Below are 13,806 nucleotides of genomic sequence, written 5' to 3' on the forward strand. Positions count from 1 at the left end.
CCGGGTGGCGCTGTCTATGCATGCCATGCATAACCCCCTTATGCGGTAGTGCCATGACGTCCCGGCCGCTTCAACCCCAATGCTCCCTCCAGGTACTTCGCCCCACCAGCGAACAGCAAGGGAGTGCCGCCATGAACCCCGAACACTTCATCAGCCGCCTGGAGTTGGCCGCTCAACCCGACGCCGTGCGTTGGGCAAGGCGGCACGCACGCGACGTACTGAGCCTTTGGCATGTTTCGCCTGACCACATCGAGACGGCCGCCCTCGTCGTCTCCGAGCTCGTTACGAACTCGGTGCGGCACGTCATCAAGGCCGCGCCGGCCACCGGGCCCGTTCGGGTGGCGCTGATCCTGCGGCACCGCGGTACCCACCTGATCGTCGAAGTGGGCGACCCGGATGTCCAGCCACCTGTGCTCCATGGGCTTTCAGCGCCAAAGGCAGAAAGCGGGCGCGGCCTGTTCATCGTGGAAAGCGTCTCGAAAGAGTGGGGTTACTACTTTCCGCCGACCGGCGGCAAGGTCGTGTGGTGCTCGCTCACGTTGGTCGGTGAGTAGCAGTGTCTCGCCAAGAATTAGAACCCGCCTACGGCTACTTGCGCGTTCTCAACTTGCCTGATGGCGAAGTCGAGGTGCTAGAGAAGCAGCTGCACGAGTACGCCAATACCCACAATCTCAGGTTGCTTGAGATCAGAAAAGATCAGTACCGGCTCCTGCGTCTCGGGGAACTTGGTACATGGCTCTTTGAAAAGCAAGTGCAGCACCTCATTATCCCGTCAGCAGGTCATGTCACAACACACCCCATCGCGCGGATGCTGTTCTATGAGGCTGTGTGTCTGGACGCAAGGGCTGAAGTGCACGAAGCCTGCGAGGAAGTCCTCTGACGTGGAGTAGCCGATCAATTGGCATGTTTCTAATCGTACGCCCCTGGAGATGGAAGACCTCCAGGGGCGTACGTCGTCGCGCAGCAAAAGTTAGAACGGGTATTTACCTCCATTTGCTTCACGCCACGCGGTAATCTGATGCTGAAAGCCGCGTACCTTTTCAAGCCTCATCTTCAGGTAGGGCCGCAAATTCGGAGGATACAGCTCAACGGAATCTCTGATGAAATCGATCGCCTGAACAGGGTCGACCATCATTTCCCACTCGGGCACGACTCGCCTTGTGAAGTCACCAAACATATTATTCATCAACCGAGGAAAAATGCGCGCCAACAACTCCTCTCTTCTAGAGGTCATTCCACACGTCCTCAGAACTTCATAGCCTTGAACTTCCAAGTGCCACGGAACGCCAAGGTACCAGTACGTATCGCCAATCCCCTCCCGCTCATACTCCACCGACACTTTCCTCTGCTCAAGAGCTGCAACGATTGCGAGTTCATGGCATACGGGGATCGCTTCTTTTTTAAAAGAGTGACGCAAGATTGATTGCGCAAGAGGGTGGATCGAAACAACAGGAATTGCCACATCGTGGTGACGCTCCACGATACACAGTTCTTCCAGTGCAACATACGCTCCCTCAAGAAGCGAGTCCCTGATGGCGGGAGCCGTGGGCTTCTCCATTTTCGCGGCAGCGTAGCAATCCAGCAAGCGCCGAATCACGGTTGGACTAGTGAAGGAAATCCCCTTCAGGATACTGAATGCCGTTGGATTGCTCTCCCCCACGCGAGAGAGGATATCCCGGTACATGTACGAGAGATTTACGTCTGTACGCTCCGGGATCTGTTCCAGCAGGCCATTCCTGTGGTGCTGCAAAGCGGCCACAAAGTCAACAATACGCACGTCGTACCGAGTGAGGTAGGCACACGCCTGCCGCATCGCAAGGACTCTTCCACCGAGTGTCCGATAAAGAAGTAGCTTCTCGGACCGCGAGGCATTCGGTAGATAGCTATCCAAGAAGCACATAGCTTGCTCTTCGCTCAGAGAATCAACTTTGACGAAGAACGCATGGCTTGGTGTACTGAAGATCTTCGTTCGAGCAGTGACTACCACTCTCGACAGCAGGTCATTCGGTAGATAGAACCTCAGCTCTCGCTCGTCCTGGACGTCATCGAGCACGACAAACGCAGGCGCTTGGTCGCTCGACAACATTTTGCGAAATGACCTTCTTACAGACCCATCGTCGCCAGCGCAGGAAATACCTCTATCTTCCAAGGCCTGAGCCATGTCGTCATGCATGAGCTCCGGCCGATTTGCTCTGACCACCACGCTGTCAAGTTCGCGCGTGAACTCCTGGGCTGCCCAGGTCTTACCTGTTCCACCCTCCCCGTACAGCACAATGATCCGCTTTCTCTGCCGTACGGCTTCAGCGAACTGGGCTCGAATTTCAGGGCGATCCACGAAAACCGGAGGTTCACTCAGGGCGAGACTGCGGCTGTCGCCGATTCTCTTAGCGATCGATGCAGCTTCAGGTACTTCAGGTTGCACCAGGTCTGTGACGCCATAGGCCATCAAGGAATCTGGGGTCAGCCTCAACAGTTCAGCTGCAAGATCTTGCTTGATTACCATGAAGATCCGTCGCCATGTGCTGCCTTTTGGAATCTTCAATAAACTCAGAGCGGCAGGGAGGTAGCTATTATCGTAGCTACGCGGCAACTCGGCACCGCTGTCATCAAAGCGTGTGGGCACCTCATCGTCCCGATAGCCATAGACGATCTCTGCTACGTGCCGCTCCGGCTTTCCCTGCCACTTATTCTTGCCGACAGTCTGTTCAGGACTACGATCTGAGAGATTCACCGGCAACTTGATAATTGCAAGGTGCACCACATCAATCACGGCTTGGTTGGGGCTGCGCCTCCAGCGTTCTTCGCCTACCAGCGCCCGAGCGGTGTGAGCAAGCGTTGGAAAGTTCTCACGCTCGTCAGCATCGCCAGCTTGCTTAAAGGCGTTCCGAAGCAAGCGATCAGCGACTTTCTGAAGCTCTTCTTGTAGTTTGACAACCACAGCGGGCAACGCAGGAGGCCTTGATGTCACGGCCGACAGTATGCCGGAGCGGAGCACATGGGACTAGTAGTCGCGTGCAGCTTCGAGTCGAGCTTCCAGATCCGCAGCCTGTTCCGGGGTCAGAACACCACTTTGAAACAGGTTACAGAACTGCGAGCTGACTTGGACGGACCTATCATCCCGAGCTACGTCGAGAGCGACAAGCGTATCTCGCGCGAACTCGTAGTTCGTGCGCACTAGAGCGGCTGCTACATCTACAGCGAAACAGCCGACGATCTCGTTCTCACTTTGCGCGGCTGTGGATACGAGATTCTTCACACGCTCCCAATCTCGTGTCGCCAGATCACCCAGTTCTCTACACAGGCGATTAATCAAGTTCTGCTTTAGGTCATCTTCTTCGCAGGAAATCTCTGTGTCAGTCACAGCATCAAGTCCCCGGTACACCATGACGATTTCTTCATCACTCATGGCATCGACGTTAAAAAGCTGCGCCTGCGGAAGCTGCTCTCTTTCTGATTGTGGCGGTAATTCTCGCATTATAAAACGCGATTATGAACTTTATTGTTGATCTCGTCAAGAGATCTTGGCTGCCGACGGAGGTAGACAGCCAAAGAAAGTCACCAAATTGGTTGCGTAAGACATGTCGCAGCCAGGGTGTCCCCTGAGAGATTTTGGTCATCGCCAGCAGGCGAGAGCCCAACCGCTTCGGCGGTGCGGCTCGGACTTGAGAAATCATCAGTGGAAAGGAGCCCTCCTACATGAGCGAGATGGTGCGGAGGCAGAACCTCCCGCCTATGTCGCGGCGAGCGCACAGTGCGCTCGTTGCCGTGGCCGAGGAAACACAGGTCGAGCGAGCCAGCTCGCGGGCAATCTCGGCGGTCGCAGACGGGGCAATGGCTGAAGTCGCCTATCTCAAGCGCACGCAGATGGAGCTTGAGAAGGCGTGCCCGGATGCCTCCGAGGCCCTGGCCCTCATCGCCAACTCGGCGGCCATGGCCATCGCGCGGAACGTCAACCGCTTCGGGCAGGAGATCGGCGGGTGACTGTCGCCCTGCTACTGGCGCTCGGCTTCGCCGTCGGATGGGTGACCTCCCGGCTGGCTATGAAGGTTCGAGGAGCAGGCCCTCGCCGGCCTGCCACCCGCTATCCCGACCCGCGCCAGGCGATGAGTGACATTCGTCGCCAAGCGCGATGGGCCGAGGAGCAGATGCGCCGTGCCGCCTATCGGGGGCGTATGTGAACGACCGAGGGACTCAAGCAAGGGAGCCGGGAGTGAGCACCACCTCAGAACTGCGAGCCGTGCGTCAGTGGTTCAACGAAAGCCGCTGGCGACTGCTCGACGGATTCATTGCCGTCAACGACGCAGTCAAGGCCCGAGAAAGCGAAGGCAAGCGGCATCTTGCTGCCTCTCTGTGCGGCGATGACGAGTTCGCCAACTCCACGGCACACGAGGAGTACAGCCCTCAGTGAACACCGGGTCCGGATGGGAGACACGAGCGCTTCGTGCGCTCGTTCTTCTCCTGCTTTCTGCGTACTGCATTCGGTGGGCGTACGACATGGTGCGGCCGGTCGTGCCGTTTCTGATCGCCGCGGCCGTCGTGGCTGCGGTGGTCTCCACCGTTCTGGCCATTCGCCAAAAGCGGCGGTGGTAGCAGTCACTCAGCCGTGATCGTGTAGATAACACAACGGCTTTTCCGTTGCCTGACCCATGGACAAAAACGAGCGTGCCAACCGGTTTGCCGACCTGTATGTCCGCTTGAATTTTCGGGCGAACATTCAAGCGGGCAAACGATTTCCAAGCTGTTTGGAATGTTCTACACCTATAACTACTTCTGGCGGATTAACTCCAGAAGGCAAAGAAAGGAGGGTAACAAAAGACGTGGCAGACGCTTCAACACCACTGGAGGTACCAACACGCTTCCGTACCATTCTGGCCGATCCGCCATGGGATCACCAGCAGCAGGGGCTCAAGGGCGCCGAACAGCACTACCGGCTTATGAGCCTGAAACGCATCAAGGAAATGCCGATCACAGAACTCGCCGAGAACGACGCACACCTCTGGCTGTGGGTGACCAACGCCAGTTTGCGGGATGGGTACGACGTGGCCGAAGCCTGGGGCTTCACGCCCCGCTCGATCCTCACGTGGGTCAAGTTCCGTCTCGGCCTGGGAGCTTACCTCCGCAATAGCACAGAGCACCTGTTGTTCTGTACGCGCGGCAAGGCCCCTGTGAGCTTCAAGTCCCAGCCAACGTGGATCAACGCGCCCGTGCAAGAGCACTCCCGCAAGCCCGACGAGCAGTACGCGGTCATCGAGCGGATCTCTACCGGGCCTTACCTGGAGCTGTTCGCCCGACGGCAACCGCCGAGCACACGCGACTGGTTCGTGTGGGGCAACCAGATCGACGCGGACATCAGCATTCCGGGCTACTGGGTGCCGAACGACGAGCACCACCAAGGCCACAACCAACACGAAAGGAGGTGATCTATGGCTTCACGCAAAAGTCGAGCGAATCGCCCACAACGCCGCTTCAAGGTTGACGGTGTCCGACATGACACTCCAGACATTCGCAAGCTCAGCAAAGCCCTGCTAGCTGTAGTGCTTGAAGAGCGACAACATCAAGCGGAAGCCGAGGCGGCCGAAGCGAGGGACGCTACATGATCACTACTTCAGGCCACGGCTTGCAGTTCGTCCAGCTACATTTCCCGCGCCCGCTCGACGCCGATGCAGCGCTCGCCCTCTTGGGCCGGCTAGCGGCCGATCGCCAGGTCGCGCAGCTTGTATGGGAGGTACGAGCCGAAGGCGGCCTCGTACGCCACCTGCTCGGGGGCCGCCCGGTAGATATCGCGCGGTTGGATCGATTGCTCGGACACCTGGTGCCGGACTCCCAGTTGGACGGTACTCCCGAACGCCAGCCAGTTCGTCCTCGCGTCCAGTCGGCGGGCCGGTTTCGAATCCGACCTTCCTACCTGCCGTTGAGTATGGATACTCCGGAGGCCGTCTCCCGGGCAGTGCTCTCCGCCCTCGCCGTACCCCTGACGGAAGGCGAAGCGCTGGTCGTGCAGGTCGTGTTGGGCCCGCGCATCCTGCCCAGCGTGCTCCCTGCCGAGTTCCCCGATCCCAGCCTGCCGCTGATGCGGCAAGCCCTGACCGGTACCAGGCCAGCGGGGACAGAGCTTCGGGCCCGGCTGCGGAAGAGAGTTGAACACCCGGGCTTCATGGCAACAATCCGCGTCGGCACGAGGGCTAGCACCCGCCAACGACGCAGCTCACTGCTCCTCGGCGTACTGTCTGGCCTGACCGTGGCCCAAGGGCCTGGCACGCGGATACGGTTAGTAAGAGACTCAGCTGCCCGGCTCAACCACGCTCGGCCTCCCTGGCTGTGGCCACTTCGGTTGTCGGTACCAGAGCTGCTCGGTCCGCTTGCTTGGCCTCTTGGCCATGACGAGCTACCTGGTATGCCTCCGCTGCATCCGAAACCGCTCCGGGCCGCCGCAGGCGTACACCAAGGGGAGCGAGTCTTCGCCCACAGCGCAGCTCCTGGTGACGATCGACGGTTGGGTATCTCACCACAGGACCAGACGTTTCATGGTGTGGCCTACGGCCCCTCGGGGTCGGGTAAGTCGAACGTCTTGCTCCACCTGATCACCGCGGACATAGTTGCTGGCCGGCCCGTGGTAGTGCTCGACCCCAAAAGGCAGCTCATCGACGACATCTTGGCGCGGGTGCCACCGCACCGAGTCGACGACATAGTCGAGCTGAACGCCGCCGACGATCGCCCCGTGGGCTTCAACCCTCTCGACGTTGGCGGCCGTGACCCTGACGTAGTGGTTGACGGCATCCTGGCCGTGTTCGCCTCGATCTTTGCTGACGGCTACGGTCCTCGGACGGCGGACATCTTCAGCTCAGGCTTGCGCACTCTGGCCCGCGGCAGTCTTCCGAACACCCCAGCGACTCTGACCGACCTGCCCCGGCTGTTCACCGACCCGGCGTTTCGCCGCACGTACGTCGGTCGGGTGCAAAGCGACCTGACCTTGGCCCAGTTCTGGGCCGCTTGGGACGAACAAGGCCCCGCCGCCCAAGCAGCCGTTCTGGCCGCCCCCATGAACAAGCTGCGCCAGTTCCTGCTACGGCCGGCGGTGGTGCGGATGCTGGATCAGCGAGAGGGACGATTCCGGCTACGGGACGCCTTCCGGACCAACAAGGTCGTGCTTGTGCCCCTCAACGAAGGTCTGATCGGCCCCGGCGTGGCGAGCCTGCTCGGCAGTCTGGTCATCGCCGAGGTCTGGCAGGCCGTCCAGGAACGGGCCGGTGAACCGGGCGCTCACGCTCGACTCGGCGCGGTGTACGTCGATGAAGCGCCCAGGTTCGTGCACCTGCCGACCTCGCTCGCCGATGCGCTGGCGATCTCGCGCAGTCTGTCGGTCGGCTGGTTCCTGGCTGCCCAGTTCCGCAGTCAGTTGCCGCTGGAGCTGCGTACGGCGGTGGACATCAATGCCAGAAGCAAGGTCGTGTTCGCTACCGAGGCCGACGACGCACGCGAGCTGGCGGCCAAGCTGGCCCCGCGCCTGGAGCCCGAGGACTTCGTGGCCCTTCCTCGGTTTCATGCGTACGCCAACCTGGTCGCGAACGGTGCCCCAACCGGCTGGAGCTTGGTGCGCACGCTGCCGCCGCCTCCGGTCATCGCGGACGCTGAGGCCATTCGTATAGCCGCCCGGGCCAACTACGCACCTGCCGAAGCCACTGCCGCACCCGTAAATTCGATCACAAGTCAATCGCCGGAAACACCTCAATCGCCTCCGCAGCAATTCGGCCGGAAGCGTCGATCTCAACCTGATGCCCAGTAGACAGACGGTGCTTTCTTCGCCCCTCTGTTCGCTGCTCTCTCCATGATGGAGATCATCAGCACGTTCGTGCAGTACAGCCCCGGTTTCTGGCACAGCGCGGGAGGGGACTGACCAGCATCCTGTGCCTGTCCTCGCGCTCCCGGCTCTCTCCCCTCCACATGGAAGCCTCAAAAAAACCCTCTGCCTGCAACACATCTCAAGACAGACCCTGCGCAAGAAATTTTGCGCGAAGCAACAACAACGAAAGGAGATCTTATGAAGTTCAATGACATAGCCAGCCTGATTGAATCGCTCTCCGAGCGTGATCTATCCATCCTTGAGTCGCTGCGCGTACACCGCGCACTGACCACCGCTCTTATTCGGCGGCTACATTTCCCGATCAGCAATGAACCCCACGAAGCGGGAACCGGAAAGAGTCATGCGACGGAAATGGCGGCTGCCGTTGCCACCATTCGAGTACTGACTCGCCTCGAATCCCACCACCTGATCACGCGGATGCATCGCCGTATCGGAGGCGTGCGAGCAGGAAGCTCCGGCATCGTGTGGCAGCTTGGTGCAAGCGGTGAGCGGCTACTTCGTGCTCGACATGGCGACCCCACCAGGCGGCGCTACAGCGAACCGTCCCCGGCCTTCATCGCGCACACACTCGCTGCTGCTGATCTGGCCATTCGCCTCTACGAGTTGGCTCGCGATGGCGAGACCGAGCTGCTGCGTCTGGAAGCCGAGCCGGAGTGCTGGCGTACCTTCCTGTCCGCGCACGGTGCGCGCCAGTGGCTCAAGCCCGACCTGTTCGCGATCACGGCAAGTGGCGACTACGAGCACCACATGTTCATCGAGGCCGACAACGCCACCGAACACGCTCCGGTTATTGTGCGCAAAGCGCTTCAGTACCAGCGATACGCGAACTCCGGAATCCACCAGCAGGAACACGGATTGTTCCCATCTGCCGTTTGGGTTGTGCCTGACCAGAAGAGACAGGCCGCCATCCGGGCCATGCTGGCCTCAGAGCCACGGTTGCAGAACCTGACGACGGCCAGGGTGTTCCATGTCGTGACGGTGGAAGAGTTTCCCCACTTGATCGCCGAGGGGCCGGAAAATATACCCACACCTTAGCGGGCAGGCCAGCCAAAATAGCCCTCGGTAACTTGGCGTAACGGAGTTACTATTAGGACTACTAAACCCGGAAAAGCCAGAAAGGAGAGAGCCGAGAAATGAAGCAAAAGCAAAAAGCAATGCAGCGCATCATCGGGGACGACTACGTCGCGTACTTGCGTGTCTCTTACAGCGGGCAGGTCAACACCGACTACAACCCCGAAGGCATCTCAATCCCGGCGCAGCGCGAAAAAATTCACGAGCGCGGGGTGGAAATTGGCTCTACGAAGGCCACAGAGTTCGTCGACCCCGGAAGAACGGCAACAACAATCGACCAGCGCCCCGAGTTCCAGCAGATGATTGCCTATCTGCGCGAGCACCCCAACGTGCGTTACGTGATCGTCTACATGCTCAGCCGCTTCGCCCGAAACCGGCTGGACGACGCGATCATGGTCGCCACCCTGGAGAAGCTCGGCGTCAGGCTGATCTCCGCCGTCGAGAAGAACATCGACGACACGCCGACCGGCCGCATGCTCCACGGCATGATCGCGGTCATCAACGAGTACGCCTCCTCGCAGAGTGGCGAGGACGTCAGGTACAAGATGGGGCAGAAAGCCAAGAACGGCGGCACAATCACTCGCACCCCAGTTGGCTACCTGAACACGGGCGAAGTAGTTGATCGTCGCAGTGTCCGCACTGTCATCATCGACCCGGTACGCGGCCCGTTCATCCGCCTGGCGTTCGAGCTGTACGCCACCGGTGAGTACACCGTGGAAGAGGTGGGGCAAGAACTGTACGACCGTGGACTGCGTATGCCCCGCAACGCGCGGTACCCCGAAGAACGAGGTATCTCCACGAACCGGCTGTACGTCGTCCTGCGCGACGACTACTACTGCGGCTGGATCACCCACGAGGACAAGAAGTACAAAGGCCGTCACAAGCCTTTGGTTACTCAAGACCTCTTCGATGAAGTCCAGATGGTTGCCGACGCTCGCAACACCGCTCGTGAGCGACGGCGTGTGCACCACCACGAACTCAAGGGCTCGCTGTTCTGTGGCGCATGCCGTCGTCGCCGAGATGAGCAGCGGCGAATGATCATGCAGCACGCCACTAACCGACATGGCAACGTCTACCGGTACTTCTTCTGCAACGGCCGCTTCGACCACATCTGCGAGATGCCGTACATCCCGATCGAGCAGACTGAGGAAGCCGTCGAGGATCACTACGCCGCGGTGCGCTTCACGCCCGAGTTCATCGCTGCCATGCGCACCTACCTGGTCAGCCTCGTCAACGAGCATCAGTCCACAACCAAGCTCCTCCAGGCCCAGCTCACGAAACAGCTTCGTGGGCTCGACGCCAAGGAGAACAACCTCATCGACCTAGCCGCTGATGGCAGCCTGCCTCAGAGCAAGATCAAGGCCAGGTTGCGAGAAGTCACCAAACAGCGGGATCGCCTTACGATGCGACTCCACGACGTCGATGGCTCCCTCAGCACGGGGGTTGAGATCATCGAGGCCTGCTTGCAGCTTCTGCAAGACCCGCAGGCGTTGTACCGCCGCTGCAACGAGCAGCAGCGTCGCCAGCTCAACCAAGCTCTGTTTGCGGCGCTATACATCGAAGAGGACACAAACGGTGACATCCGGGTGAGTCACAAGCTCAAGGAGCCGTTCGGCATCCTGCACACAGCCCAAAGCCAGCAACAAGCCCCCACAGGGGCACAGGAGGCCCTGCCCGGCCTCATGGCCGCCGTACCTGCCCCCAAACGGCAAAGCGCCCCTCCCGGGCTGGGGAGGGGCGCTGGCCTGCAACTAACAGGGGCCGCCCTAGTGGGCGGCCCCTGGAAGGTACCGGGTTCCAATGAACTTCTTATGGTGGGCGATACTGGGTTCGAACCAGTGACCTCTTCGGTGTGAACGAAGCGCTCTCCCACTGAGCTAATCGCCCGGGAACGCACCGAACAATACAGGCCCCCGCCGGTTTCCTTCAAACCGCTTCCGTCAGACCGCTGCCGTCAGACCGCTTCGAGGTGCGCGAGCAGCCCGCGCCGTCCGGCTCGCATCATCAGCGCGTGGTTGAGCCGGAACACCGGCCGTCCCACCGCGGCGAACCGCCGGAGCGAGGGCCGGTTCAGGTCGACCTCCTGGTCGTAGCGGGCGAGCGTGCCGGAGCCGTCGGCGGTGAGCGTCCAGCGGGCCCAGCCCTCCAGGTCACCGGTCATCGCGATCTCCAGCACCCCGGCGACGGGATCGCGGCGCACCTCCCGCGCGGTGAAGGTCAGCACGTACGGCAGGCTCGCGCGGATGCGGATGACGCCGGTCGTGTCGTCGATCCGGTCGACCCCGCGCACCTGCGGCCACCAGCGCGGATAGTCCTCGGACCGCTCCAGGAGCGGGTACACGACGGCGGGCGGCGCGGGCAGGGCCCACCGGGCGCGGAAGCGGTAGTGCGTCCAGTCCATGCCGGAAGTCTGCCCGGCGCACCGCCCGTCTCCCGGTACCTGAGTACGGGGTGAGTACGCGCGCTCATGTCCTGCGGCGGGACGGCCAGCAGACTTCGGGACATGACGCACATCCCGCCGCCGGCCGTCGAGTTGCGGATCCTGGACGCCGAGCTGTACCGACTGGACGCCCGCCGCACGCAGTTGCTGCACCGGCGGGCCTGGCTGCTGACCGTGCTTCAGCCGGGGCCGCCCGCTCCCATGACGCCGCCGCCTCCCGCCACGCCCCGCCCGGAGACCACCGCGCCGGGTGTGCAGAACGTGCTGCTCCTGCTCGGCGGCATCCTCCTCACGCTCGCCGCGATCGCGTTCACGCTGGTCAGCTGGGGAAGCATGGGCATCACGGGCCGGGCGCTCGTGCTCGCCGCGGTGACCCTGGCGGCCCTCGGCACACCCGTCGCACTCCTGCGCCGCGGCCTGCGTTCCACCGCCGAATCGCTCGCGGGTCTCGGCCTCGCGCTGACCGTGCTGGACGCCTACGCGCTGCACGAGGTCGCGTTCCCGGCCGGGGACGGCGTGACGTTCGCGGCTGCGGCGGCGACGGTCCTGACCGGGCTGTGGACGGCGTACGGCCTCGGACTCGCGGCGCTCCCCGGCGGGAAGACGCCCTCACCGACCCTTCTCCTCCCCCTCCCCGCCGCGCTCGCGATCGCCCAACTTCCCCTGCTCCTCTGGGCGGTCGCGGCCGGCGGGGGTCCGCACACGATCACGGCGGCGCTGCTGCTGACCGCCGTGATCGACATGGTTCTCGCACTCCGGCTGTCCCGCAGGGCCGTTCGGCTCGTCGCCGCCGTCGGCGCGTGCACCATGGGCGCCTGGGGGGTGCTGGCGGCCGGTCAGCTCTCCCTGGACGCGACCGGTCCGGGTGCCGCCGCCCGTGCGGCGGCGCTCTTCGCCCTCGCGGCGGCGGGCGCGTTCGGCGCCACCTGGCTCGCCTCGGACGTACGGCTCAGGACGGGTACGGCGGCGGTCGGCGGCCTCTCCGTGGTCGTCGCGGCCGGTGGCGTGCTGCGTGCGGTTCTGCCGGCCGACTGGACGGTTCCGGGCTATCTGGCGTGCGGTGTCGCCCTGTTGGCTCTCGTCGGGGGCCGGCTTCCCGAGCCCGTGCGTCACGGGCTCGGCTGGGCCTCCGCCGCCGTCCAGGCGAGCGCGGTGGTGTGGGCGCTGCCGGTCACCACGCTCACCCTGTTCGGCCCGGCCGTCTGGCTGACCCGGGTCTGGTGGGGCGCCCCGGCCGACGCCCGCGACGCGGTGACGACGGACGCCTTCTGGCCGGCGCACACGTCCGCAACTCCGCTGGTTCTGGCGGCGGTTGCGGCGGTAACGATGTCGACGTCCCGTACCGCCGAGTGGCGCCCCCGCGCACGGACGGCCGCCCTCGTCCTGACCTGGGCGACCGCGCTCACCGTCCCGACGGCGCTCCAACTGCCTTACAGCAGCGGCCTGTTGATCCAGGGCCTGACGATCATCGCCCTGCTCTCCCTCACGCGCCGCACCGCGACGCTCCTCGCCCTGGCCACCTCGCTGTCCCTGGCCGCCCTCTCCCTGGCCACGGAACCGGCCACGCTCGCCGTACTGGCGTCACTGACCGCCGTGTTCGCCCTGGCCGCCCGGCGCGGCCGTCTCGCGCCGGCCTCCGCCGCGGCATCGCTCGCCCACGCGACGGCCCTCGCGTGCGCCACCGGGGCCGCCCTGGACTGGCGGCCGGAGCACATCGCGCTGCTGGTGCTGGCCGTACCGGCGACCGCGGCCCTGCTCGCGGCGCGCACCGGCGATCCGTCGACCACCTTGGCCGTCGAGATCACGGGCGCGGTCGCAGGAGTGGTGGCGATCGGTCTCTCCGCTCCCGAACTCCCCGCGTTCGCCCTGGTCCTGGCCCTGTGCGGGGTGATCGCGGCGGGCACGGCGGTACGGCCCGACCGGCGTGCCGCCAGCTATGCCGCCGCCGCCCTGTTCGTCCTCGCGATGTGGGTGCGGCTGTCCGTCTGGAACGTCGGCAGCCCCGAGGCCTACACCCTGCCGGTGACCGTCCCGGCCCTGCTCGTGGGCGTGCTGCGCAGGCGCCGCGACCCGAACACCACGTCCTGGACAGCCTACGGCCCCGGGCTCGCCGCCACGCTCGTCCCGAGCCTCCTCACGGCCTGGCCCGACGCGCACTGGACGCGCCCGCTGCTGCTGGGCACGGCCGCGCTGGCCGTCACCCTGCTCGGCGCGCGGCACCGCCTCCAGGCACCGCTGGCCCTCGGCGGCGGCACGCTCGTCCTGGACGCGCTGCACGAACTCGCCCCGTATCTCGCCCAGGTGGTCGGCGCCCTGCCGCGCTGGGCGCCGCCCGCCCTCGCCGGACTCGTGCTGCTCGCACTCGGCGCGACGTACGAGCAGCGGATCCGGGACGCCCGACGGGTGCGGGAGGTCCTGGGGAGGATGAACTAGC

Annotated in this window: 13 protein-coding genes, 1 tRNA gene and 1 pseudogene; 9 read left to right on the top strand and 6 right to left on the bottom strand. The window is 63.3% G+C overall.

The window, feature by feature from the left end:
* Positions 1–131 precede the first annotated feature (131 nt).
* On the top strand, positions 132–554 hold the full coding sequence (locus tag ACIPTO_RS26915; RefSeq protein ID WP_401196292.1) for an ATP-binding protein: 423 nt from the start codon (positions 132–134) through the stop codon (positions 552–554).
* 2 nt (positions 555–556) lie between these two features.
* Complete coding sequence (locus ACIPTO_RS26920) at positions 557–880, top strand: hypothetical protein (RefSeq protein ID WP_401196294.1); 324 nt, start codon at positions 557–559, stop codon at positions 878–880.
* A 90-nt stretch (positions 881–970) separates the two neighbouring features.
* Here ACIPTO_RS26920 and ACIPTO_RS26925 read toward each other — a convergent pair whose 3' ends face one another.
* Positions 971–2,968: an AAA family ATPase gene (locus tag ACIPTO_RS26925; protein WP_401196296.1), complete on the bottom strand. Its 1,998-nt coding sequence runs from the start codon at positions 2,966–2,968 to the stop codon at positions 971–973.
* Between the two features lie 33 nt (positions 2,969–3,001).
* A complete protein-coding gene (locus ACIPTO_RS26930) occupies positions 3,002–3,406 on the bottom strand; it encodes a hypothetical protein (RefSeq protein WP_401196298.1) in 405 nt (134 codons plus the stop codon).
* Positions 3,407–3,696: 290 nt separating this feature from the next.
* Between ACIPTO_RS26930 and ACIPTO_RS26935 the strand changes: the two genes are divergently transcribed.
* The 3 genes from ACIPTO_RS26935 (at position 3,697) to ACIPTO_RS26945 (ending at position 5,420) form a co-directional block, all read left to right on the top strand.
* Positions 3,697–3,981, top strand: a complete 285-nt coding sequence (locus ACIPTO_RS26935) for a hypothetical protein (protein ID WP_401196300.1) — start codon at positions 3,697–3,699, stop codon at positions 3,979–3,981.
* Positions 3,982–4,210: 229 nt separating this feature from the next.
* Positions 4,211–4,408 (top strand): hypothetical protein, encoded by a 198-nt coding sequence (locus ACIPTO_RS26940; RefSeq protein WP_401196302.1) that lies wholly within the window; start codon positions 4,211–4,213, stop codon positions 4,406–4,408.
* A gap of 409 nt (positions 4,409–4,817) precedes the next feature.
* The gene (locus tag ACIPTO_RS26945; protein WP_401196304.1) at positions 4,818–5,420 is read left to right on the top strand and encodes an MT-A70 family methyltransferase; all 603 of its coding nucleotides are present in this window, start codon (positions 4,818–4,820) and stop codon (positions 5,418–5,420) included.
* A 266-nt stretch (positions 5,421–5,686) separates the two neighbouring features.
* Here ACIPTO_RS26945 and ACIPTO_RS26950 read toward each other — a convergent pair whose 3' ends face one another.
* The gene (locus ACIPTO_RS26950; protein ID WP_401196306.1) at positions 5,687–5,809 is read right to left on the bottom strand and encodes a hypothetical protein; all 123 of its coding nucleotides are present in this window, start codon (positions 5,807–5,809) and stop codon (positions 5,687–5,689) included.
* A 720-nt stretch (positions 5,810–6,529) separates the two neighbouring features.
* On the opposite strand from ACIPTO_RS26950, the gene ACIPTO_RS26955 reads away from it, so the two are divergent.
* The 3 genes and pseudogenes from ACIPTO_RS26955 to ACIPTO_RS26965 all read left to right on the top strand — a co-directional run.
* Positions 6,530–7,783 (top strand): type IV secretory system conjugative DNA transfer family protein, encoded by a 1,254-nt coding sequence (locus ACIPTO_RS26955; RefSeq protein WP_401196309.1) that lies wholly within the window; start codon positions 6,530–6,532, stop codon positions 7,781–7,783.
* A gap of 255 nt (positions 7,784–8,038) precedes the next feature.
* On the top strand, positions 8,039–8,896 hold the full coding sequence (locus ACIPTO_RS26960; RefSeq protein WP_401196312.1) for a replication-relaxation family protein: 858 nt from the start codon (positions 8,039–8,041) through the stop codon (positions 8,894–8,896).
* Positions 8,897–9,015: 119 nt separating this feature from the next.
* Positions 9,016–10,041 (top strand): annotated as a pseudogene (locus ACIPTO_RS26965) (recombinase family protein); the annotation flags it as partial.
* Positions 10,042–10,254: 213 nt separating this feature from the next.
* Here ACIPTO_RS26965 and ACIPTO_RS26970 read toward each other — a convergent pair.
* The 3 genes from ACIPTO_RS26970 to ACIPTO_RS26980 all read right to left on the bottom strand — a co-directional run bounded on the left by ACIPTO_RS26970 (position 10,255) and on the right by ACIPTO_RS26980 (position 11,333).
* Positions 10,255–10,467, bottom strand: a complete 213-nt coding sequence (locus tag ACIPTO_RS26970; protein ID WP_401196314.1) for a hypothetical protein — start codon at positions 10,465–10,467, stop codon at positions 10,255–10,257.
* Between the two features lie 277 nt (positions 10,468–10,744).
* Positions 10,745–10,819: transfer RNA gene (locus ACIPTO_RS26975), tRNA-Val, on the bottom strand.
* Positions 10,820–10,886: 67 nt separating this feature from the next.
* On the bottom strand, positions 10,887–11,333 hold the full coding sequence (locus ACIPTO_RS26980; protein WP_401196316.1) for an SRPBCC family protein: 447 nt from the start codon (positions 11,331–11,333) through the stop codon (positions 10,887–10,889).
* A 102-nt stretch (positions 11,334–11,435) separates the two neighbouring features.
* Between ACIPTO_RS26980 and ACIPTO_RS26985 the strand changes: the two genes are divergently transcribed.
* Positions 11,436–13,805: an SCO7613 C-terminal domain-containing membrane protein gene (locus ACIPTO_RS26985; protein WP_401196319.1), complete on the top strand. Its 2,370-nt coding sequence runs from the start codon at positions 11,436–11,438 to the stop codon at positions 13,803–13,805.
* Position 13,806: the final 1 nt, after the last annotated feature.

The organism is Streptomyces sp. NPDC090083 (assembly GCF_044747445.1).
Classification (GTDB): Bacteria; Actinomycetota; Actinomycetes; order Streptomycetales; family Streptomycetaceae; genus Streptomyces.